A 23088-nucleotide genomic window follows, 5' to 3' on the forward strand; every position below is an offset into this window, starting at 1 on the left:
GTTGAAGAGGTCCGAGGCGAAGACGTTGAAGTCGAAGCCGCGACCGCGGTTGGTGCCGCCGCTATTGGCCGTGCCGCCGGTGGTGGAGATGGCTTCCATGCCGTTGATGCGGACGCGGGTGTATTCCGATCCGAGGCCGCGGACGGTGATCTGGCGGCCTTCGCCATTGATGCGCGAGATCGAGACACCGGGGATGCGCTGCAGCGACTCCGCCAGGTTCAGATCGGGGAACTGAGCGATATCCTCGGCCTTGATGGCGTCGACGACGCCGCTCGAGTTGCGCTTGATGTTCATCGCGCTTTGCAGGCTGGCGCGGAAACCGGTTACCACGACAGCTTCGACTTCGTCGGAAGCGGGCGCGGCCGGAGCGGCGTCTTGAGCGGCGGCGGCGCTTGCCAGGGTCAGGGCCAGGGCCGAGGCGCTGAACGCCAGAACGGCGCGCGCGGCGGGTTTGCGATTGATCGACATGGTTGCCTCCCAGTTGCCCGCATTCGCGGGTCCTTTTCGTGCCGAAGGCGGTCGAACCTCCTTCTTTGTTGGCCTCAGGATAGGAGCGCCTGTTCGTCCAGGGCCAATCCCAATCGGGTATGAACCAATGCGCATTCGGCACGGATTGGCCGATGGGGCCTGGCCAGTAGACCGGTTTCGGGCCGGGTTTCGTCGAAAACCGGTCATCTCAACGGCTGTCTGGAGGCGGTTCCGATGCGGAAATCGCACCGATCCATGTCTCTCGTGGATTGGTCGATAGGCGAATTGACTTAGACCTTCCTCACGGGCGCCTCTAGCGTCGCCGGGATGGACGCCGACGTCAGATCGGCTCTCGAACAGGGAAGAGGCGCGTATGACCGACACCACCAAGCGAACGCGGGTGCGCTGGCTGATCATCGCGGTGCTCTTCATCATCACCACGATCAACTACGCCGACCGCGCGACCTTCTCGATCGCTGGTCAGTCGGCGTCGAAGGAGCTGGGCCTCGACCCGGTGGCGATGGGCTACATCCTGTCGGCCTTCGCCTGGGCCTATGTCCTGGGCCAGATCCCCGGCGGCGCGCTGCTGGACCGGTTCGGCTCCAAGAAGATCTACACGATCGCTCTGGTGGCCTGGTCGGCCTTCACCGCCCTGCAGGGTTTCGCCGGGTTCTTCACCGGCCTGACGGTGGTGATTGTGCTGTTCGCCATGCGCTTCGCGGTGGGCTTGGCGGAGTCGCCGTCCTTCCCCGCCAACGCGCGCATCGTCGCCGCCTGGTTCCCAGGGCCGGAGCGCGGCACGGCCTCGGCGATCTTCAACTCGGCCCAGTACTTCTCGCTGGTCGCGTTCGCGCCGCTGATGGGCTGGCTGGCGCATACGTTCGGTTGGCGTTCGGTGTTCTGGGTGATGGGCGCGGTCGGCGTCGTGGCGGCGCTCTTCTTCGTCAAGCTGATCCACAGCCCGCTGGTCCATCCCGCGGTCAACAAGGCCGAGATCGACTACATCGAAGCGGGGGGCGGCTTGGTGCGGATGGAGGAGGCCTCGGCCTCGAATGGCGCGGCCTTCACCTGGGTCAACGTCAAACAGGTGCTGTCCAGCCGCATGCTGCTGGGCGTCTATCTGGGCCAGTACTGCATCAATGTGCTGACCTATTTCTTCGTCACCTGGTTCCCGATTTACCTGGTCAAGGATCGCGGCCTGTCGATCCTGCAGGCCGGCTTCACCGCCGCCTTGCCGGCCCTGTGCGGCTTCGCCGGCGGCCTGCTGGGCGGGATGATCTCGGATGGCCTACTGAAGAAGACCGGCAATCTCGACATCGCCCGCAAGACGCCGCTGCTGCTGGGCATGGTGCTGGCCACCTGCATCATCCTCTGCAACTACGTCGAACAGGAGTGGGTGGTCATCGTGATCATGGCCGCGGCCTTCTTCGGCAAGGGCGTGGCCTCGCTGGGCTGGGCCGTGGTCGCCGACACCTCGCCCAAGGAGATGGCCGGCGTCACCGGCGGCATCTTCAACACCTTCGGCAACGTCGCCGGCATCGTGACGCCGATCGTCATCGGCTACATCGTCAAGGCGACCGGCTCGTTCGATGGGGCCCTGATCTTCGTCGGCGCGCACTGCGTGATCACCATCCTGGCCTATTTCCTGATCGTCGGAAAAATCCAACGATTGGAATTGAAGGCGGTCTGAGCATGACCACTCGTCGCTCCGTCCTGGCCGGCGCCTCGGCCCTGGCCTTCGCCGCCCTGAGCCGCTCGGCCGCCTCCCAAGGCAAGGACAGCGCCCCGATCCTGACTGTCTCGACGCCGATGGCGCCGCCCGAATGGGCCCTGCTGGAGCGCGAGCTGCTGAAGGCCAACGAGGAGGCCTGCGCGGCCTTCTTCGCCCGCTATTTCGACGACCGCGGCTACCTGCTGGCGGTCGAGCGCTGGGGCGCCAATGACGGCCCCGACGACGCCATCGAGAACGTCAACGACTGGCCGACCCTGCACGCCCTTGGGGCCGGCGACCAAGTGCTGGCCATGGCCAAGAAGGCGTTCGAGGGCAATGTCCGCCAGTACACGGCGGCGAAAACCAAGGACGTGCCGTTCGCGCGCGATGGCATGTACTTCAAGGAGTTCCCGGTCATGACCGACTGGCAGCACCTCTCGGAGGGGCTGTCGGCGTTCAACTTGCTGGGGCTGTCGGACCCGCACGACCCGCGCTATCGCGACCGGGTCAAACGGTTCTCGGGCTTCTACATGGCCGAGGATCCGGGGGCGCCGAACTACGATCCGAAGCTGAAGATCATCCGCAGCATGATCACCGGCAGCCGGGGTCCGATGCTGCGCCAGGCCACGCCGCTGGACTGGGCTGGCGATCCGTTCGACGTCACCAAGTTCTACATGGAACACGGCGAGCGGACTTACGAGGAGACGCTGGGCCATTACGCCGAATACGGTGACGTGGTCGGCGACGCGCCGTTGAACCTGCAGGCCACCAGCCTGGTGCTGAACGCCTACATGCTGGACCAGGAGCCGAAGTACCGCGACTGGATCGTCAGCTATGTCGACGCCTGGATCGATCGAGCCAAGGCCAACGACGACGTCCTGCCCAGCAAGATTGGCCTGGATGGCAAGATCGGCGGGGCCAAGGGCCAGTGGTGGAGCGGGACCTACGGCTGGGGCTTTTCACCCCTGGTGCCGCAGACCGGCAAGCGCGAGGACCGCAACCGCGTGCCGCGCGCGGTGGTCGGCTTCCTGAACGCCTACCTGCTTACAGGCGACGACAAGTATCTCGACGTCTGGCGTCGCCAGAACGACGTGATCAACGCCCAGAAGAAGGTGGTCGACGGCAAGGTCATGACCCCGCGCATGTACGGGCCCAAGGGCTGGTACGGCTATGCGCCTGGCGAGTACCGGCAGAACGGGCTCGAGATCTGGTACATGTCGATGAAACCCACGGACCGCGCCCGGGCGGCCGAGCATCCCTGGGTCTCGTACTTGGAGGGCAAGGACGCCGGCTATCCGGTGAAGGCCTTGCGCGCCGACCTCGAGCGGGTTCGCGCCCGCGCCCAAGCCCAGCGCGACGACCACACCTCGCCCGACACTCGCCTGGCCGACGCCACCCTGGACATCAATCCCGCCAGCGTCACGGCCCTGATCCACCTGATGGAGGGCGGCATCAACATCGCCCGGCCGGCGTGGTCGCCTAGTTCGCCGTCCCAGGGCGGAGCGCTGCACTATGCGCGCCTGCGCTACTTCGATCCCGAGCGACGCCGAGCCGGCTTGCCGGAGGACATGGCGGCCTTGGTCGAGAAGCTCGGCGAAGATGAGACCGTCGTCACCCTGGTCAACACGAACCAGGTCGCATCGCGGACCGTGACGTTGCAGGGCGGCGCCTACGCCGAGCACCAGATCCTGAGTGCCGCGATCGGCGATGCATCGGCCAAGCCGGTCGATTCCTCGGCATTCACCGTGCGGCTCGCGCCTGGCGCCGGCGCCCGGCTGACGCTGAGGATGAAGCGCTATACGAACGCTCCGACCCTGAGCTTCCCCTGGGAGCGGGCGTAGTCTCGAAGGAGAGATCGATGATCGGCTCGGCTGCCCGTTGGGCGATGCTGGCGGCGTTGGCGGCCGGACCCGTCCTGGCCCAGACGCCCGATCCAAAACCTATAGCGGCGGTCGCCGCCGGCGGTCCCGCAAGCACCGGCGGCGAGACCGCCCTCCTGCTGGTCGATCGCGAAGTCGACGACGACGCCCAGGGCTCGCTACGCTGGGCGGTGGCGACCAGCAATGCCGATCCCGGGCGCTATCGCATCGAGATCGCCACACCGCGCATCGTGTTGAAGTCGGCCCTGCCGCCGATCAAAGGGCCGGTGGCGATCGAGGGGAGGGCCTTCGCGCGTTCGGGCAGCCACAACGTCATCGACGGTTCGGGCTACCTGCCACGCGACCTGAAGTCCTGCCCCGGCATGGTCCCCGGCCAGTACGGGACCAATGTCCGCACGGCCAGCAATCCAGGCTTTGCCCTGGTCGACACCAAGGGCGTGACGCTGCGCGGTCTGGAGATCCGGAACTTCTGCATCGGCGTGCTTGTCCTGCGGACGTCCAATGCCGTGATCGTCGACAACCGGATCGTCCGCAACATCGGTGGCGCGGGGGTGATGCTCAGTGGTGACGACGGCAAGGGCGGCTCGACCTCGAACACGACCCTCGACAACAAGGTCCTGCGCAACGCCTTCCTGGAGAACGGCGACGGCCTGGAGCTGACGCGCGGCGCCGCCTTCAACCTGATCGCCGACAATGTCTTCGATGGCGGGACCGACAATCTGGAGCCCTCGCAGGGCATCGAAATCCTGTGGGGCAACGACAACACCGTCGTGCGCAATCGGTTCGTCCGCTACTCCGACGGCCTGCAGTCGAACTGGGGCGCGCGCAACTACATCGGCGCCAACACCTTCGAGGGCAACGCGTTCGGGATCAGCCTGACGGGCGTCGGGAACATGGTCGAAGGCAACGACATCCGCGGCAACGGGATCGGCGTCGCCGTGCGGCCCGAGGCCAAGGTCGCCGCCAACCGCGTCAGCCAGAACATCATCGCCGGCAACGGCCTGCCGATCATGCGCTGCTCGGCCGGCGGCTCCTGCGATCCGAAGATGTCTCGAGGCGGGATCGTCATTGGGCCGCCGGGCCTGGAGCACGGCAGCTTCGTTGGCTCGCGCGGGAKGGGCGTGGTGTTCGACAAGGCTGGCGCGGCGGTGATCTGCCTGAACCAGGACGACCCGGCGAACTGCCATGCGCTGCCGCAGTTTGGGCTAGGCCCGCCGAGCCTCTCGGCCGCGCGCCTGGTTGGCGGGAAGCTTTCGGTGAAGGGCGTGCTGCAAGGCCCGCCGGCGAGCCTAGTCACTGTCGAGGTGTTCAGCGGCAAGGCCGGGACAGCCGAGGGCGAGCGTTATCTGGGCTCCATCCGGGCGGTCACCGATGGGCAGGGCAATGCGGCTTTCGCCGGGGACGTGAAGGGCGCCGTGGCCGGCTCGGCGATCACCGCGACGAGCACCACGGCGGCGGGAGCGAGCTCGGCCTTCTCGAAGCCCGTGGCGCTCCGCTAGGTCCCTTCCTTCAAGAACGGCGCGACCGAGAATAGCTCGCGCTCTTCCTTGCGGGGGTCATCGACCATGGCCGAGGTCTGGTTGATCACCAGGGTGGGGCGACGGGGCAGGGTGTACTTCTCCCAGGCCGGAATGGCCGCGCAGTTCGGGTCGCCTGTCCGCGCGAACGAGACGAAGGCCGCGCTCATCTGGTCGCGGACCTTTTGGGCCGCCGGGCCGGTTCCGGTCATCGAGCCCTTGGCGTCCAGCGTGCCGAACACCAGGGCGATGTCGTAGCTATGGTAGGCGCCMATCTTCGGATCGGTCTGGGCGCCGAAGTCCAGCTGGTACATCCAGGCCGGCGCGCCGATCTTGGCGCGTTGCTCGGCCTGGATCAGGTGGCCGGGCCATGAGCGTCCCGCCGTAGTGGCGGCGAAGAACAAGTCCGAGGGGCTGTAGCTCGGATAGAGTTCCCGATAGCGGGCGATGATGTGCTCGGGCGCGATGTCCAGGACAAGTTCGCCTTCCATCCGGCCGGGCAGTTCCTCCCAGGTCAGGGCGAAGTTCTTGGGATCGCCGCCCAGGAAGGCCTTGGTCTCGTCGTGGGTGTTGCCGATGATCATCGGGATGTGGCCGCTCGCGCGCGGCGCATCCGGATAGAATGGGTGGCGGGCCAAGAGGCCGTGGTCGACGACTGACCAGAAGAGAATGGAACCCTTCCGTTCCAGCGGGTCGCGCATCTTCAGCGCCTCGACCAACTGGGCGGCGGGCAGGGTCTTGAGCGCTTCTGTCTGGTCGGGCTTGAGGCCCAGTTTCTCCATGAAGGCGCGGGCGCGAGTCGTCGCGTGGATGGGACCCATGGCGGTGACATGCTGACCGCTCATCGTCGCGACCTTGTGGTAGAGGCCCGCCGCGCGCGGCATGGCCATCAAGGTCACCAGCTTGGCGCCGCCGCCTGACTGGCCAAAGGTCATGACATTGCCAGGATCGCCGCCGAACGCGGCGACGTTGTCGCGCACCCACTGCAAGGCCAGGATCAGGTCGAGGTTGCCGACATTGCCGCTGTCGGCCAGTTCCGGACCGCCCAGGCGCGCCAGATAGGCGTAGCCGAAGCAGTTGAGCCGATGGTTCACGGTGACCACGACGACGTCGTAGGTCTTGGCCAGCCAGGTCCCGTCGTAAAGCGGGCTCGATCCGGAGCCGTTCGCGTGAGCGCCGCCGTGGACATAGAACATCACCGGCCGCTTCTTCCCGTCCGCCACGCCCGGGGTCCAGACGTTGAGGAACAGGCAGTCCTCGCTGGTCGGCTCCTCGGTCTTGAGTTGCGGGCTGGCCGGACCGTAGGCGAGGGCGTCGGCGATCCCTTTCCAGGGCTGGGCCGCTTGGGCCGGCTGGAAGCGGCGCGAGGCGGTGTCGGCGCCATAGCGGACGCCCTTGAATACCTTGATCCCGTCGATCTCGGCGCCGCGCACCCGGCCGGCGGCGGTGGTCGCGACTGGAGCGGACCGGCCAAGGGCGTTGACCCTAGGGGCGGCCGCCAGCGCGGCGGCTCCGGCCAGAACGGCGCGGCGATCGACGGCCATGTTTTCTCTCCCGGTCTTATCGTCGTTGGGGGCGGCCCGCCGACAGAGAGACGACACGCGTCAGCGCGCATCCGGCTCCGTCGGCGAGGCCTCGGCCAGGCAAAGGTCGATGAAGGCCTGCAGGATTGGGCTCTCGTTGTCCTTGCGCCAGGCCATGTAGAGCTCGACCGGCCGGTCCGGCGTCGTGGCCACCGGCCGGAACTGCACGTCGTCGAAGTGCAGGCTCATTGCCGCCTCGGGCACGATCGCCGCGCCCAGGCCCGCATGAACGAGCGCCAGCATCGAGTGGATCTGGGTGACATGCTGGACGTAGTTCGGCGCGACGCCGTTGGCGTCGAACAGCGTCGTCAGCATGTTGTAGAAATAGCCCGCGCCCTCGGGCGAATACATGATCAGCGGCGCGCCGTCGAAGTCGGCCAAGGTCAGGGACGCCTTGGCCAGGCGCGCATCGCCGGTGGGCAGGGCCGCCACCAGGGGTTCGGACAATACGCGGGCGGTGGCGAACTCGACCCGCTCCATCGGCGGACGGACCAGGCCGATGTCGATGCGGCCGGTCAGCAGCGCCTCGACCTGTTCGCGGGTGACCATCTCCCGCAGGGTGAGATCGGCATTGGGCAAGCGGGCCTTGGACAGGATCACCAGCTGCGGCAGGAAGTTGTACCCCGAGGCCGCGGTGAACCCGATGGCGATCTGGCCAGCCTCTCCGCTGGCGATGCGGCGAGTAGCCAGAGCCGCGCTCTCGGCCAGACGCAGGATGCGCCGCGCCTCCAGCAGGAAGGCGCGGCCGGCGGGGGTCAGACGCACCGAACGGCTGGTGCGGTCCAGCAGGGTGACGCCGAGGATTCGCTCCAGCAGCTGGACCTGCCGGCTGAGCGGCGGCTGGGTCATGTTCAGCCGCTGGGCGGCGCGTCCGAAGTGCAGTTCCTCGGCGGTGGCCACGAAGCAGCGCAGTTGGCTCAGCTCGAACATCGGAAAGCGCCCGTTCACAACACCCTGAAGGCGCGAAGCTAGACGCTCGTTCGGGCCGATCGCCAGCGCCTTCTTACCGGGGAGGGGTGTGAACGCGTTCATCGTGGGCGCGAGGTCCTGCGATCAGGGTCGATGCGTCGTGAGCATCGCCCCTGATCGGGCGCTCACCCGGCGGCCGCGCGGCGCTGGTCGCCGGGCTGCACGCGGGCGATCAGGGCCTGGAGCTCGCCCAGTTCGGCCGAGGTCAGCTCGGTCAGGGGCAGGCGCACGGGACCGGCGTCGCGGCCAATCGCCTTCATGCCCGCTTTGACGATCGAGACGGCATAGCCTTTGCCGCGATTGCGCAGCGAGATGTAGGGCAGGACGAAGTCGCGCAAGCCGGCCATGACCGTGTCGCGGTCGCGGGCCCGGACGGCCTGGTAGAAGGACAGGGCCCATTCCGGCAGGAAGTTGAAGATGGCCGACGAATAGGTCGTCACGCCCATCTCCAGATAGGGCAGGGCGAAGGTCTCGGCCGTCGGCAGACCGCCGATATAGGTCAGGCGGTCGCCCATGCGGGCATAGACCCGCATCATCAGCTCTAGATCGCCGACGCCATCCTTGAAACCCACGAGGTTCGGATTGCGATCGCAAAGCTGCTCGAGGGTGTCCTCGTTAATGATCGCGTTGTCGCGATTGTAGACGATGATCCCCAGCTTGGTGGACCGGCAGACCGCCTCGATGTGGCCAGCGAGGCCGTCCTGGGTAGCGTTGGTCAGGTAGGGCGGCAGCAGCAGCACGCCGTCGGCGCCGGCGGCCTCGGCGTCGCGCGCCAGGTCCGTGGCGATGGCCGTGCCGTAGCCGCAACCGGCGATGACCGGGATCTTGCCGGCCGTCTCGGCGACGGCGGCGCGGACCACCTGGCCGACTTCCTGTGGGCGCAGCGAGAAGAACTCGCCCGTGCCGCCGGCGGCGAACAGGCCGGCCAGATCGCGTTCCAGCATCCAGCCGCAATGCTCGCGGTAGGGCGCTTCCAGAAACTGATGCTGATCGTCGAAATGGGTGACGGGAAACGACAGCAGGCCGCCGCCGAGCTGGCGGGCCATTTCCGTCGGCGACATTCGGCTCATGAAGTCCTCTCCGAGCGGCGGCGCTCGTCTCGGGTCGTCCCGGGAGGCCGCTTGTTGATCATCACGGTAGAGAGGGCCGAGGTCGCGGTCTAAGCCAAAGGCGCTATCGACTGATACAGGATTTGGCTTGATGTGAAGGAAGGTGACGTTCCCGCCTGAGGCGAGCTTGCCTGTGGATAGAATCACCAGGCAGCTTGAGCGTCAGTTGCTTGAGGGGCGTTCCATGGTGGCGTTGAACAAGGCCAAGGGTTGGTTGGTTCGGAATTTCACGGGCAGCCTGCTGCTCGGATGGTTGGTGATCGCGGTCGTGGGCTGCACCGCCATAGGCGGCTGACCCGCCTCGATCCGTATAGGGACCAAAGGCGGGCCGTTCGCGCCGTCCGCTAGAAGCGGACGCGCAGCCCCACGAAGTACTGGGGTCCGCTCTCGCTGACCTCGGTGATCGAGTCCTCGCCGGCCTTGTACATGATGTCCCGCGCGGCGGTGACGTTCAGGGCCTGCAATTTCAGCTGAACGTGCTTGGTCAGGTCGTATTGAGCCGAGAGGTTCAGGATGCCCGAGCCGCGGACGCTGCGATTGGTGCCGCTGTTGGGCTTGGAATAGTCCGAACGATAGCGGTACGAGGCGCGCAGCTGCAGCTTGCTGCCTTCCCAGTAGATCGAGCCGTTGACGTTGTGCTTCGACAGACCCCGCAGGTTGGCCGGATCGACATAGGGCGCGACGGTCGACGGATCGGGGAATTCGAAATCGGCCTTGGCGTAGTTGTAGCCGATGGTCGCGCCCAGGCCGTCCAGCGGCTTGGGCAGCATGCTGAACACATAGCTGCCGGTCGCCTCGAAGCCGTAGAGGTGGCGCGTTTCCGGGTCGTTGGCCGGGGCGACGGCGTTGAACTCGACGAGCTGGCCGTTGGCGATGATCGAGGTGGTGAACGGCTGCACCGAGTCGAAGGACGCGCCCTTGACCCACTTGTAGTAGGTCGCGAACGACAGGGCGCTTTCCGGGGTCAGGTAGAACTCCAGCGAAGCGTCAAGATTCCAGCTCTCCAGCGGCTTCAGCTTGGGATTGCCAGTGTTCGATCTGGCTAGAGCGCCCTGGACGGTCGTGGCCGTGGCGTCGACGACCGGCGTGATGCCGACGTTGAACTCCTCGATCCCCACCCGGGCGATGGCGCGCGAACCCGCCAAGCGCAGGCGGGTCTTGTCATTGAGGTCGAAGTTCACGTTCAGGCTGGGCAGCCAGTAGTGGTACTTGCCTTCGCCCTCGACGGTCGAGATCGTGCCGGGCACGGTGGTCACCGTGGCGACCGAGCCGCCAACCGACGGGGTCACCAGCACTTCGGATCGATAGCCGGTCGACTCGACCTTGGTCGTCACGTAGCGCAGGCCCATGTTGCCGCTGACCGGGAGCCCGCCGACCTCGGAGCGGAACTGGCCCATCAGGTAGAGCGCGCCGATCTTCTCGGTGACGTCGGTGTCCTCGGGACCGCGGCTGTCGGCCAGCAGCGGATTGGTGTCGCGGCCGGTATAGGCGCGGAACAGGCAGCTGTTGTCGAACTGGGCCCAGGATCTGATGTTGGTCTGGGACTCCTTCATGAACCGCGTCGTGGCGAACGGAACGCGGCAGCTGGCGTTGGCCTGGGCCACGATCTGGGCGGCGGTCAGGCCGTCGCGGGCGATCGGGATCGCCACGTCACTGTTGTTATTGGCGTCGGTCTTGCGGGTGTGGACCGAGTAGCGGAAGCCGCCGCTCAGGGTGTGGAAGAAGCCTTCGCCGAGGTCGTACTTGCCGTCCAGACGCACGGCGCCGATGGCGTCCTTGCGGTCGGTGACCAGGCGATAGCGCGCGTAGTTGGTGTTGCTGGCCGGGACGGCGCTGACGTAGTTCGCCGGGTTGTTGATGTCGAAGCCGACGAAGGTGACCTCGGGAACCACGTCGTTCGTGCCGTCCAGCGTGTAAACCACGCGGCTACCCGACCGCATGTTGGTGGCCTTCTGCAGTTCGGTGCGGTGCGACTTCGAATACGAGAGGTCGCCGTTCAGGGTCAGCTTGTCGCCGGTCCAGGTGGTGGCCAGGCCGCCACCGACATATTCCTCTTCCCGCAGGCGGTCCTCTAGCTGGATCTCCACATTCGAGTTGCCCGTGTACTTGATCAGCGCGCCGTCACTGTAGTCGTTGCCTTGGCTGCCGATGATCAGCGGTTGCACGCCGCGCGCGGCTTCGGTGATCGCGAGCTGGTTGCGGTTCTCGAGGCTGGAGCGCTTCGAGTACTGGCCGTCCAACACGAAATCGAGCTGGTGGTTTGGCTGCCACTGCAAGGCGCCGATGACGCCGTCGCGGATCTCGCTGGTGTTGATCTGGCGGAAGGTGCGCGAGGTGGTGGCGAAATAGAGCGGCGACTCGTTGGTCCCGGCCTGGTTGGCTGCCGCCAGAGTGGGGCGCAGCGCGCAGTTGAAGCTGGTTCCCGCGGCTGTTTGGGCCACCGCCGTGCCGATGATCAGCGTCGGGTCCTTGGCCGCGGTGCTGCACGGGATGAACGACGAGTTGGTGCTGTAGTAATCCTCGGGCTGAGCCTGGTCTTGGTGCTGCCAGCCGATCGAGACGCCGACGCGGCCGAGCTTGGTGTCCCAGCGGTCGGTGGCCGAGATGTTGTAGCGATAGCCCAGGCCGTCGCGGCCGCGAATGGCGGCGTCCTTGGGCAGGTAGACCTCGCGGAACTCGGCCTGGATGCGCGGTTTGGCCTCCAGCGGACGGATCGAGCGTAGGTTGATGACGCCGGCGATGCCGCCTTCGGCCATGTCGGCCTGCTGGGTCTTGTAGACCAGCACGCCATTGATCAGTTCGGAAGGGAACTGCTGGAACGCCACGGACCGGTCAGGGCCGGCGGTCGAGACTTCCCGGCCATTGAAGGTGGAGAAGCTTAGCGTCGGACCAAGGCCCCGGACGGACAGCTCGTTGGCGTTGCCCTTGAAGCGGTCGGCGGTGACGCCGGTGATGCGCTCCAGTGTGTCGCCCACGGAGTTGTCGGGCAGGGCGCCGATCTCGTCGTTGACGATGGCGTCGACCACCGTTTCGGTGTTGCGCTTGGTGGCCAGCGAGTTGCGCTGGGTGGCGCGAATGCCGGTGACAACCAGCTCCTCCACCTGGGCCGGCGCAGGGGCGGCGGCGGGCGGAGCGGTCGTGGCCTGAGCGGCCGCGACGACCGGAATGGCGATCGCCAGAGCGGCCGAGGCGAAGAGTGTGGCGCGAAGCGGACGCGCGGAGCGTGCGAGCATGGTGACCTCCCCTAAGTCGCGCCCGTGAAGCGAGCGTCGTTGCGAGCATGAGCTTTGTCAGATCGTGACACCGGTGACAAGACTGGTATGACCAAATTGGCGCTTCTTGGTCGCCAGAAGGTCGCCAATGAGGTCGTCTGGCCAGATGGCATGACCGGTTTCCTGCTCGGAAGCGGAAAAATGCAGCGCAAATGGCAAAGGTGGCGCTCATCGTAGTGAGCTCGATCCCAAACTGGCTTGGTCATGTGGTCGAGCTCCAAGACAATTGGTATGGCCAAATTGTTTGCCGGCGCCCATTGTCGGTTTGGGAAAACGCTGATCCCAAAGGCCAAGGGAGGTTGATCAATGCTGGATGAGTTGAGCGGAGGTCCCTCTCGGCGAGGCGTGCTCGGCCTTTCGGCGGCGGCGGTTCTGACGCCGTCCCTGGCCAGCGCCTCGGGCGCGATCGCCGCCGATCTTCAACCCTATGCGAGCCTGCTGAAGACATGGTGCGACGGCCTGCTGGGACGGCAAGTCGCGGGACTGGTCGGGCAGGGCGCCAACGGCGGTTTTCTGTGCCCAGGCTGCGGCATGATCCACGGCCGTAGCGCCGACGCCGTCTATCCGCTGTTGCGGATGGCCCGAAGCAGCGGTGATCCGCGATACGTCCAGGCGGCCAAGGCGGTTCAGGACTGGAGCGAGCGCAACGTCAGCCGGCCCGACGGCGGCTGGGTCAATGACGTCTTTCTCAACGACTGGAAGGGCACGACCGTCTTTCGAGCCATCGCCCTCGCCGAGGCGCTGATCCATCACGGCGACCTGCTGGACGCCAAGACGAGGCAAGCGTGGCGCGCCCGCCTGGCGGCAGCCTACGATTTCCTCGTCGGCTACATGACGATGGACACCGGCAACATCAACTATCCGGTCTCAGCCGCCTACGCGTTCTCGCTTGGCGCCGAGGTCTTCGAGCGGCCCGACTACGAGACCCGGGCGCATGAGTTCGCCCACGCCTGTCTCGACTATTTCACCCCGAACAGCCTGCTGTTCGGCGAAGGCCACCCCCAGCGCGGACGGACGCCGAAGGGCCGCTCGCCGGTCGATCTCGGCTACAATGTCGAGGAATCCCTGCCGGCCCTGGCGATGTACGCACTGCGCACCGGGGACAAGGCGGTTCTCGACCAGACGCTGGTCAGCTTGCGCGCCCACATGGAGTTCATGCTGCCCGATGGCGGTTGGGACAACAGCTGGGGGACCCGGAACTTCAAATGGACCTGGTGGGGAAGCCGCACCAGCGACGGCTGTCATCCGGCGTATCGCCTTCTAGCCGACTACGACCCGCGCTTCGCCGAGGTATCCGCCCGCAACCTTGCCCAGATGTCGGCCTGCACGCACGATGGCCTGCTGTATGGCGGTCCGCACTATCGTGAGCAGGGCTATCGGCCTTGCGTCCACCACACCTTCGCCCACGCCAAGGCGCTGGCGGCGGTGATCGATCTGGCCAAGCCCGCGCCGGTCGCGCGCGTGACGCTGCCCCGAGACAGGCCTTACGGCCTGAAGCCGTTTCCAGAGGTCGGAACCCATCTGGCGTCTGTCGGGCCGTGGCGCGCTACGTTCACGGACTACGATTTTGACTATCTAGCGCCGGCCGGCGGCGGCCATGCGTCCGGGGGCGCGCTGTCGCTGCTGTATCATCAGGCGCTCGGACCGGTCCTGGCGGCCAGCATGACCCGCTACAAGGCGGTCGAGATCACCAACCAGCAGGCCCCGATCGACGCTACGCATCAGCCGCTGACCCCGCGCCTCGAACTAGTCCAAGGCAAGGATGTCTTCACCAGCCTGGCCGATCTCGCCGCCGAGATGACGGTCGAAGGCGACGGCCAACGGGTGCGGGTCCTCGCGCGCGGTCGCCTCCTGACGCCCGAGGGACGGGCCTCCGAGCCCGCTGCGAGCTACACGCTGGACTATGAGCTGACACCGAGCGGCCTCGTCCTGACCGCCACCGTCCTGGGAGTGGGGCCAGGCCAAGTCGCGCGGCTGATCGCGCCCGTCATCGCGCGGCGCGACGAGGCGACCGCCCAGCCGGATGCACGCAGCTTCGTGGTCACCCGCAAGACCGGGCGAATCCTGGCCCGGAGCGTCGACCGCGACTTCGAACCCCTCGTCATTCCGCGCATCTTCAACCTCGTGCCGGGCTTCCAGGCCGCGCCGCTGACCATCGCCCTGACAGACGGCCAAACCGCGCGGCTGGAAGTCTCGGCCCAGACCTAGACTATGGCGCCGTTGCAACGTGGTTAAGAAACTCGCGGAACGACGTCATCTGAAACCCGGGTTCTTGCGTTGAAAGCTTATCTAGGGATGCCGGAAGCCGCCTTTGCCGCTCGATATCGACGATCTGAACCGACTGCTGTTCCAAACGGAACAGGCCCGCCGCCTGCTGGTCGGCGATCGATTGAGCGCATACGGCATTGTCTTCGGCCAATGGGTGGTGCTCGACGCGCTGTTCAAGGAAGGGCTTTCGTCGATGACCGCTCTGGCCGCTGTCATCGGCGCCGACCGCACCACCTTGACCCGAACGATCGATAGTCTGGTGGCGGCCGGCTACGTCGATCGCAAGACCCCCGCCGAAGATCGACGACTGGTCGTGGTCGACCTGACCCCGAGTGGCCGGACCTTAGTGGAGCAGGTGTTGGCGGGCCTCGCGCCGACCCACGAGACCGTGTTCACCGGTTTTTCACGTCAGGACCTCGACACCCTATCCGTCTTTCTTGCCCGGTCGCTGGCTCAGATAAAGCTGGCCGCCGCTGAAGGTCCAAGGCCCAAGACGCTTCCCCGACTGGAGCGGGGCGGGCTGCGCGCTGGCGAGACGCGGGGGCGTTCGCGCCCCCGGCCCTAGCTCGACCTCGGCCACGACCTGACCAGCCTCGTCGAGAACGAGCATCTGCCATGGGCCGGGCTTGTCGAAGGCCTCGGGATAGTCCCGCACGAGCGCCGCGCCCAGCCGCAAAGCCTCGCGCTTGGCTTCATCGAGGTTGCGCAGCAGCACGCCTTCCGGGTCGGGAAAGTGTTCAGGCGAGACGACCTCGAACCGAAACCTGCGCATTTCACCCCGCGACGACGTAGCAGCGTGAAACGGAGAACGCGCCTCGGACAAAAAGGCGCCGCAATCTGGCCAGGGTGAGCTGAAAAAGCGACCCGGTCGTCGCCTCGATGGCGACGACCGCGACCTTGACTACATCGGCCCGACACCGCCCGGGTTGGTTTGGAAGTCGAAGGCGGGCTCGCGGGGGCGACGCGGATTGGGGACGCCCTTGCCGCCGAAGCCATAGGTGAAGCCGACGAACACGGCCCGCAGGTCCAGGTCCATGGCCCGGCGATCGCGCAGGGCGGGGGTGTTGATCACCAGCTTGTCGCCGAAGGTCTTCAAGGCGTCCTGCACGGTCACGACGCCCGAGAGGCGGTCGTTGAACTTGTGACGATAGCCCAGGTTCAGCATACCCGTCGGCTCGCGATAGCCCTGGGGCGTCAAACGCTTGCCGATCGCGAAGCCGCTGATCTGGAGGAAGTCCTTGGGCGTGGCCTGGACGTTCAGGGCGGCGTAGCCCGAGACGGTGAAGGCCGAGCGCTTGTCGGCGAAGCCGAGTTCGGTGGCCCCAAGTTCGTTCCAGGCCGCGTTGCCGCTGATCGTGTACGATACCTTGGGCGTCAGCCGGGCGTTGGCGACCAGCTCCAGGCCGCCGGCGCGGCTTTTTGCCAGATTGGCCTTGGTGGTCAGCAGCACGCCGTTGCCGATGTCGCGCACCACGTCGGTGACGCCGTCGCGCGCCTCACGCCAGTACAGCGTGCCCAGATAGTAGTTGAAGCCCTTGCGCAGCTGGTAGGCGACCTCGAACGAGTCTGTCGTCTGCGGCTTCAGGCGCGGGTCGCCCTGTCGATAGCTGTAGGGGTCTTGGTAGATCCGGTAGGGGTTCAAGTCCTGGGCTGTCGGACGCTGGATGCGGCGGCTGTAGCTGGCGTTGATCTGACGCGCGTCGTCGACCCGGTACTGCACATGCAGGGAAGGATAGGCGCGCAGGTAGTCGTACCCGTCCTTCAGGTTCGAGGTGACCTGGTTGGTGTCGATCTTGACCTCTTCGATCCGCAAGCCTGGCATCACGGTCCAGTCGCCCATCGGGCGATTGTAGGTGGCGTAGAGGGCGTGGACCGCCTGGTCGTAGCGGAACTGGTTGGTCAGGGCCGGATCGACCACCAGCCCACCCGAAGTCGGGCCGCGGGCGCCGTAGTTGTCGTAGTCGTTGTCGTCGATCTGCAGCTCGTAGCCGGCCACCAGCTTGGCGCCGCCGGGCAGGGGGCGCTTGTACTCGGCCTTCAGGCGGGTCTGGACCAGTTCGTCGCCGATCCGGACGTTCTCGACATAGTTTGAAACCGCCGGCAGCTCGTTGAAGCCGTTCGCCAGGGTGAGCTGGCGATCGCGGGTGCGTTCGACGCTGGTGTGGACGGTGAGTTCGTGCTCGTCGCCGGAGAACTTGCGGCGCAGGTCGCCCGACAGACCGGCCACCGAGCGCTTCATCTGTCCGTCGCTACGGCGCTGAAGGCGGACGATGGGCGCGCCGTTCGGATCCTTGCCCTCATAAGCCGAGCCGGCCTTGGAGTCGTATTTCATGTCGTTGTAGCGCGCCTCGACGCTGAGGCGGGTCTGCTTGTCGAGGTCGTAGTCGACGCCGGCGCGGGCGTTGTGAGACTTGCCACGGCTGGCGAAGCCGATCTTCTGATGGCTGTCGGCATAGCGGCCCGTGGCCGTGTCGAGACGCGAGCGGTCGTCGACGATCTCGCCCTTGGCCTTGTCGCGCCGCCAGCCGGCGTCGGCCGACAAGGTCAGAGCCTTGGTGTTGCGGGCCAGGGTGACGCTGGCGTTCTTGCGCCCCTCCGTGCCGAAGTTCGCGCGCACCGACCCTGTCGTGCCGACGCCGCGCTGCTGCTTGGTGATCAGGTTGATGATCCCGGCCGTGCCCTCGGGGCTGAAGGCGGCCGACGGGTTGGTCATCACCTCGACCCGCTCGAAATTGGCGGCGGGGATCTGTTGCAGCACCTGGCCGCGGTTCTCGCCCTTGAACATGCCGGACGGCTTGCCGTCGATCATGATCGTGACATTGGCGTCGCCGCGCAGGCTGACATTGCCCTGAACGTCGACCTGGACCGAGGGGACATTGCGCAGCACGTCGGCGACCGAACCGGTGGTCGCCTGCAGGTCCTTACCTAGGCTGTAACTACGGCGGTCGATCGAGGTCTTGATGTCCTGGGCTGACGGGGCGGTGACGGTGACGCCCTGGACCTGGGTGTTCTGATCCTTCTTGGCCGGCGCAGGGGCGGGTGTCGTCTGGGCGAACGCGTTGGCGCTGATCGCGGCCAGACCCGTGGCGGCCAGCAGGGCGACGCGGCGGGTCGGGAAGGTCATGGGGAAGTCTCCTCTGTTGGCGAGGAAACTGCCGGATCGACTCGAAGCGTTGCAGTGCCGGGCGTCAGGCCCGCGAGGTGACGTTTGTCACCCCGAGACCTCGTGCTTCAGGGCTTCGGCGGATCGACCGGGTCGAGATACTGCCCAACCACCGCCTCCACGCCGGTGAAGATCAGGGTGCGGGTAACGCCGAACCGGCGGACGTTCACCTGGTTCACCACGTCGCCATAGATGTCTGAGAACATCGCCGCCTTGATCCCTATCATCGCCGCGGCGTTCGCCGGCGCGATCTTGCCGGCATATTCGAAACGCACCTCGTTCGCGCCGAGGGTCAGGTCCGTCAGGGTCAGTTCGACGATCTTGCCGTCCACCGCCACGCAGAACTGCTTGAGCATGTAGGCCTTCAGCACCGCGATCGCTTCGGGATCGTCGAGGCTGGCCTGGGCGTCGGGGGCGATCACGGCCAAGGCGGGCTCGGCGTCGTGCGCCGGGATCCGGTGGCTAACCACCACCACGCCGGTCTTGGCGTTGATCTCGACGACGCTGAGCGCGCCGTGGCCGCGGTGAGCCACCGCCGGGAGCGGGGCGAGCCAGAGGCCCGCCGCCGCGATCAGGGCGAACGCACGCAGGATCACTTCGGACCTTCGTCCTTCTTCGGGTCGGCCTTCTTGTCGTCTGGGGCGGGCTGGGTGTTCAAACTGTCGGGATCGACCTTCAGGTTGGCGTCCTTCATGCGGTTGGACCCGACTTCCGGCGGCTTGGTGATCTTCAGCGTCGTCGGGGCGATGACGCCGTCGAAGACGTTGTTCGACCGATCGGCGTCGGCCGTCTCCCACAACGGGTCGATCTGGGCGCCCTTGACCTGCTTGGCCGAGACATACTGCCAGGTGACCTGCTTGGAGCTCTTGCGCCAGATCTCGGCCGGGATGCGGATCGTCTCGGTCGTGCCGTCGGCATGGTCCAGCTTCAGGATCACCGGCATCACCAGCCCGCCGATGTTGCGGAAGGTGAAGCGGTAGAAGTTGTCCTTCACGTCCTGGGCGGCGGCCTCTTCCGGCGTCAGGTCCTCACGGGCGGTCTTGGCGCGCTTCTTGGCGCCTTCGGTGACGGTGAACTCGTCGGTCTGGTCGTAGAAGTCGCGGACCTTGGGATCGGTCTCGACGATCGTCTTGTCGGTGTTGCGGGCGGCGGTCAGGGAGCCGGGTTCCTTGGCCTTCTCGGCCTTGCGGGCGGCGGACTCGAGGTCTGGATCGCCGCTGTCCAAGCGGCCTTGCGTGACCTTGTCCAGCGCGATGTCGACGTGGTCGGTCGAATAGAACCAGCCGCGCCAGAACCAGTCGAGATCGATGCCCGACGACTCTTCCATGGTGCGGAAGAAGTCATAGGGCGTCGGGTGCTTGAAGCGCCAGCGGTTGGCGTATTCCTTGAACGCGCGGTCGAACAGTTCACGGCCCATCACCGTCTCGCGCAGGATGACCAGCGCGGTGGCCGGCTTGCCATAGCCGTTCGGCCCGAACTGCAGCACCGAGTCCGACTGGGTCATCAGCGGCACCTGGTCCTGGCTGACCATGTACTCGACGATGTCCTTGGGTTCCCCACGGCGGGAGGGGAACTTCTTGTCCCACTGCTTCTCGGCCTGGAACTCGAGGAAGCTGTTCAGGCCCTCGTCCATCCAGGTCCATTGGCGCTCGTCGGAATTGACGATCATCGGGAAGTAGTTGTGGCCCACCTCGTGGATCACCACCCCGATCAGGCCGTACTTGGCGCGGTCGGTATAGGTGAGGGCGCCGGTCTTCTTGTCCTTCACCGGCCGGGGGCCGTTGAAGCTGATCATCGGATATTCCATGCCGCCCTGCGGGCCGTTCACCGACTGGGCGACCGGGTAGGGATAGGCGAAGGTGAAGTTGGAATAGACCTTGATCGTCTGGGCGATGGCCTTGGTCGAATAGGCGTCCCATAGCGGCCGCGCTTCCTTTGGGAAGAACGACATGGCCATCACCAGCGGATATTTGGCGTTGGGGTCGGCCTGGTGCACGCCCATGGCGTCCCAGGCGAACTTGCGCGACGTGGCCCAGCCGAAGTCGCGGACGTTGGCGGCCTTGAAGACCCAGGTCTTCTCGCCGGTCGGCTTGCCGGCTTCGGCGGCGAGCGCTTCCTGCGGCGTCACGACGTAAACGGGTTCGTTGGCCGTACGGGCCCTGGTCAACCGGTCACGCTGGGCGGCGGTCAGGATCTGGGTGGCGTTCTGCAACTCGCCGGTGGCCGACAGGACATGGTCGTTCGGCACGGTCAGGGCGACGTTGTAGTCGCCGAACTCCAGGGTGAACTCGCCGCCCGACAGGAAGGTCTTGTTGTGCCAGCCCTCGTAGTCCGAATAGACGGCCAAGCGCGGGAACCACTGGGCGACCTCGAAGATGCAGTTGCCGTCGTCGCCCTTGGCGGTGAAGCACTCATAGCCGCTGCGGCCGCCGATCAGCTTGGTCTCGACCATCGGGAACGACCATTCGATCGAGAATTTCACCTCGCCGCCGTCGCTCTTCACGGCCGCCGGCAGGTCGATGCGCAGCATGGTGTCGGCGACCGTGAACTTCAGCGGTCGGCCTTGCGCGTCCTTGACCGACTTGATGGTCATGCCGCCTTCCCAGTCCTGGAAGCGCTTGGCGCGGCGGACCTGGGTCAGGGTGATGCCGTCGCCCGAGACGGTCTCGGTCATGTGGCTGACCGACGAACGCTTGAAGTCGTTCTGGTCCAGCATCAGCCATAGATAGGGCAGGTCGTCCGGCGAGTTGTTGCGGTAGACGACCGTCTCCTTGCCGACGATGGACTTGGTCGGCTCGTCCAGCTTGGCGGCGATGTCGTAGTCGACCTTCTGCTGCCAGTAGCGATAACCCGGCGCGCCCGAGGCGTTGCGGTAGTCGGTCGGCGTGGGCCAATCCTCGCCTTCCAGCTGGCGGAACTTGTCCTCGAAAGGCGCCTTGGTCTGCTTGATGGCGTCGGCGTGCGCGACAGTAACGAACGATGTGGCCGCGAGCGCGGCCGCGATGACGCCGGCCACGGCGTAACGGATAGAACGCTTGGACAAGTTCGACAGCCCCTCAGCTCAGAACCCTGACAAAAACCCCGGGCGGACCTTGGCGAGGCTCGAAGGGAAAATCATCCCATTTTCGCGAGCTTGGTCAGAAATTGATCTTCATGCCCGCCCGCATGGCGCGAGGCTCGACCGGGTGGAAATGAACGTCGTCGACGCCGCTCGACGGCTCGCCGGGCAGACGCGAGGCATAGAAATAGGCGATATCGTCTCTCTTACTGTTGGTCAGGTTCAAAACCTCGACCATCAGGCTGGCGCGGCCAAGGTCTTGGACGAAGAGAGCATTGACCAGGCTGGTTGGCCTTGAGCGCACGGAATTGTCCTCGACCAACGGCGCGGCGCCCAAGCGGCGCCAGGTCAGCGACACGGTCGAGGCCTCGCCCAGTTTCCAGCTGGCGCCGGCGCTCAAGACCGAACTGACGGTGTTGGGGATACGGTCGCCCCCGGATGGATCTCCCGCGAAGCGTGCGTGGGTGGCGGCGTAGGAGGCCGTCAGGTTCAGACGGGCGCTCGGCCGCCAATCCGCCAACAGTTCCAGGCCCGCGCGCTTGGTCGCGCCGCTGGCCTCGGTGAAGCCGGCGTCGCCGACATAGACCAGCTCGGAATCGACGTGCAGCGCCCAGGCGGCGGTCGTCAAGGTCAGGCCCTTGTGCCTCCACCGCAGGCCCAGTTCCGCGCCGTCGGAGGGGGACAGTAGCGGTGCGCGCTTTGTCGGATCGCCGGTGACGGGATCAACCGTGATCACCGCGCCCCGAGCATCGTTGGAGTGGAAGCCGCGCCCGGCGTCGGCATAGAGCTCAAAGGTCCTGGAAATACGCCAGGCGAGCGCCACTTTGGGGCTGAGCAGAGCGTCGCTGACCTTGCCGCTGTTGCGCGGATCGCCCGCCGAGACGTCCGCGCCCATGGCGTCGGCGCGCAGGCCGAGGGTGGCGTCCAACTCGCCGAAGCGCCTGGAGGCCTCGCCCCACACGGCCGTCGACCACTCGATCAGGGCGTCCTGGCGCACCGTCTCGCGGCGGATGCGGGCGGTGGTGCGATAGAGGCCGACCTTGCCGATGTCGTCGACCCGCGCCGAGGCGCCGGCCCGGACGTTCCAGCCGTCGATGGGCCCCCAGCGCTTGATCAGCGATCCGCCATAGACCCAGCGCTGGTCGGCCTGCTCGAACTGGTCGCCATTGACCGGATCGTCGAGGAAGTAGGTGAAGTTCGAATAGAGATCGAGCTTATAACGTTGGACATAGACCACGGCGTCCAGGCCGCGCAGCAGGTCGCGGCGGCGGGCCGAGAGCATGTAGCGCGAGGTCTTRCCGCCGTCGGTCGTGTCGACCGCGTCGAGACGGCCGAGCGTACCGGCCTCGACCGCGCGACGCGGAATCTGATCGGTGGCGTTCCAGTCGGCATCGTAGGCCAGGGCGGTCACCGACCAGCCGCCGACCAGGGCGCGACCCAGGATGTTGATCTTCTTCAGGTCCTCCGGCGTCGACCAAGCGCCGCGCGCGGTCGAGACGTCGCCGGCGACCAGGACGTTGTCGCTCAGGGTCTTGGCGCCGACCGCGCGGTAGTAGGCGTTCTCGCCGACCCAGGCTTGCAAGCCGTCGCCGTGCAGGTGGTCGGCCGTCTCGAACGCCACCGCGCCGGCCGTGGCGAAGTCGCCGTTCTCGGCCGCGTAGGGGCCTTTCTTGAAGCTGATGTCGTGGACGAACTCCGGGGTCAGGACATTGAGGTCCAGATAGCCTTGGCCGTGTCCGTGCGAGGGCAGGTTCAGCGGGACGCCGTCCAGCGAGACGGCCAGATCCGTGCCGTGGTCCAGGTTGAAACCGCGCAGAAAGTACTGGTTGGCCTTGCCCGCGCCCGAGTGCTGGGTGGCGGCCAGGCCGGGCACGGCCTCGACTAGCTCGCCAGGGCGCAGCAGCGGCCGCACGGAGAAGTCGGCATAGGCGATGCGGCCCTCGCTGGCCGAGGTCGCGCGGCCCAACTCGTTGGCGCGGCGGCCCCAGACCGAGATCGCCTCGACGGCCTGAGCTTGGGCGATCGCCGGGGCCGAGGCGGCGATTAGCAAGGCAAAAAGGGGCGCGCGGAGCGTCATGATCGGGCTGTTA

General features: G+C 66.4%; 13 protein-coding genes and 2 pseudogenes. 5 read left to right on the forward strand and 10 right to left on the reverse strand.

Features of this window, described 5'->3' with window-relative positions:
• A partial coding sequence (locus AC1DSO_RS17350) for a TonB-dependent receptor plug domain-containing protein (protein ID WP_477070012.1) occupies positions 1 to 468 on the reverse strand: 468 nt, incomplete at its 3' end.
• Between the two features lie 373 nt (positions 469 to 841).
• On the opposite strand from AC1DSO_RS17350, the gene AC1DSO_RS17355 reads away from it, so the two are divergent.
• From AC1DSO_RS17355 to AC1DSO_RS17365, 3 genes are read left to right on the forward strand one after another with little or no spacing between them, the layout of a single operon-like run.
• The gene (locus tag AC1DSO_RS17355; protein ID WP_477070013.1) at positions 842 to 2158 is read left to right on the forward strand and encodes an MFS transporter; all 1317 of its coding nucleotides are present in this window, start codon (positions 842 to 844) and stop codon (positions 2156 to 2158) included.
• 2 nt (positions 2159 to 2160) lie between these two features.
• Complete coding sequence (locus AC1DSO_RS17360; RefSeq protein WP_477070014.1) at positions 2161 to 4020, forward strand: DUF8034 domain-containing protein; 1860 nt, start codon at positions 2161 to 2163, stop codon at positions 4018 to 4020.
• 17 nt (positions 4021 to 4037) lie between these two features.
• A complete protein-coding gene (locus AC1DSO_RS17365) occupies positions 4038 to 5558 on the forward strand; it encodes a right-handed parallel beta-helix repeat-containing protein (protein WP_477070015.1) in 1521 nt (506 codons plus the stop codon).
• Here the strand turns inward: AC1DSO_RS17365 and AC1DSO_RS17370 are convergent.
• The 4 genes from AC1DSO_RS17370 to AC1DSO_RS17385 all read right to left on the reverse strand — a co-directional run bounded on the left by AC1DSO_RS17370 (position 5555) and on the right by AC1DSO_RS17385 (position 12470).
• On the reverse strand, positions 5555 to 7120 hold the full coding sequence (locus AC1DSO_RS17370; RefSeq protein ID WP_477070016.1) for a carboxylesterase/lipase family protein: 1566 nt from the start codon (positions 7118 to 7120) through the stop codon (positions 5555 to 5557). The genes AC1DSO_RS17365 and AC1DSO_RS17370 overlap by 4 nt on opposite strands.
• 60 nt (positions 7121 to 7180) lie before the next feature.
• On the reverse strand, positions 7181 to 8089 hold the full coding sequence (locus tag AC1DSO_RS17375) for a LysR substrate-binding domain-containing protein (protein WP_047413578.1): 909 nt from the start codon (positions 8087 to 8089) through the stop codon (positions 7181 to 7183).
• A gap of 164 nt (positions 8090 to 8253) precedes the next feature.
• Positions 8254 to 9198, reverse strand: coding sequence for a 5-dehydro-4-deoxyglucarate dehydratase (kdgD, locus tag AC1DSO_RS17380; protein ID WP_477070017.1), 945 nt, complete (start codon positions 9196 to 9198; stop codon positions 8254 to 8256).
• 383 nt (positions 9199 to 9581) lie between these two features.
• A complete protein-coding gene (locus AC1DSO_RS17385) occupies positions 9582 to 12470 on the reverse strand; it encodes a TonB-dependent receptor (RefSeq protein WP_477070018.1) in 2889 nt (962 codons plus the stop codon).
• A 384-nt stretch (positions 12471 to 12854) separates the two neighbouring features.
• On the opposite strand from AC1DSO_RS17385, the gene AC1DSO_RS17390 reads away from it, so the two are divergent.
• Positions 12855 to 14717: an ulvan lysase-like protein gene (locus tag AC1DSO_RS17390; RefSeq protein ID WP_477070019.1), complete on the forward strand. Its 1863-nt coding sequence runs from the start codon at positions 12855 to 12857 to the stop codon at positions 14715 to 14717.
• Positions 14718 to 14820: 103 nt separating this feature from the next.
• A complete protein-coding gene (locus tag AC1DSO_RS17395) occupies positions 14821 to 15342 on the forward strand; it encodes a MarR family winged helix-turn-helix transcriptional regulator (RefSeq protein WP_477070020.1) in 522 nt (173 codons plus the stop codon).
• 9 nt (positions 15343 to 15351) lie between these two features.
• Here the strand turns inward: AC1DSO_RS17395 and AC1DSO_RS17400 are convergent.
• From AC1DSO_RS17400 to AC1DSO_RS17420, 5 genes and pseudogenes are all read right to left on the reverse strand, one after another.
• Positions 15352 to 15549 (reverse strand): annotated as a pseudogene (locus tag AC1DSO_RS17400) (DUF6894 family protein); the annotation flags it as partial.
• Between the two features lie 129 nt (positions 15550 to 15678).
• Positions 15679 to 17938 (reverse strand): annotated as a pseudogene (locus AC1DSO_RS17405) (TonB-dependent receptor domain-containing protein).
• A 70-nt stretch (positions 17939 to 18008) separates the two neighbouring features.
• Positions 18009 to 18536, reverse strand: a complete 528-nt coding sequence (locus AC1DSO_RS17410; protein ID WP_477070021.1) for a DUF6702 family protein — start codon at positions 18534 to 18536, stop codon at positions 18009 to 18011.
• On the reverse strand, positions 18533 to 20992 hold the full coding sequence (locus tag AC1DSO_RS17415) for a M1 family metallopeptidase (RefSeq protein WP_477070032.1): 2460 nt from the start codon (positions 20990 to 20992) through the stop codon (positions 18533 to 18535). The genes AC1DSO_RS17410 and AC1DSO_RS17415 overlap by 4 nt, the downstream gene beginning before the upstream one ends.
• Before the next feature lie 85 nt (positions 20993 to 21077).
• Positions 21078 to 23075, reverse strand: coding sequence for a TonB-dependent receptor (locus AC1DSO_RS17420; RefSeq protein WP_477070022.1), 1998 nt, complete (start codon positions 23073 to 23075; stop codon positions 21078 to 21080).
• Positions 23076 to 23088: the final 13 nt, after the last annotated feature.

The sequence above is a fragment of the Caulobacter sp. P4_E5 genome, from assembly GCF_056401555.1.

Excerpts from the sequence above, each read along its gene's own strand:
- AC1DSO_RS17355 (WP_477070013.1), top strand. The coding sequence starts at position 842 with ATGACCGACACCACCAAGCGAACGCGGGTGCGCTGGCTGATCATCGCG.
- AC1DSO_RS17375 (WP_047413578.1), bottom strand. The coding sequence starts at position 8,089 with ATGTTCGAGCTGAGCCAACTGCGCTGCTTCGTGGCCACCGCCGAGGAA.
- kdgD (WP_477070017.1), bottom strand. The coding sequence starts at position 9,198 with ATGAGCCGAATGTCGCCGACGGAAATGGCCCGCCAGCTCGGCGGCGGC.
- AC1DSO_RS17360 (WP_477070014.1), top strand. The coding sequence starts at position 2,161 with ATGACCACTCGTCGCTCCGTCCTGGCCGGCGCCTCGGCCCTGGCCTTC.
- AC1DSO_RS17385 (WP_477070018.1), bottom strand. The coding sequence starts at position 12,470 with ATGCTCGCACGCTCCGCGCGTCCGCTTCGCGCCACACTCTTCGCCTCG.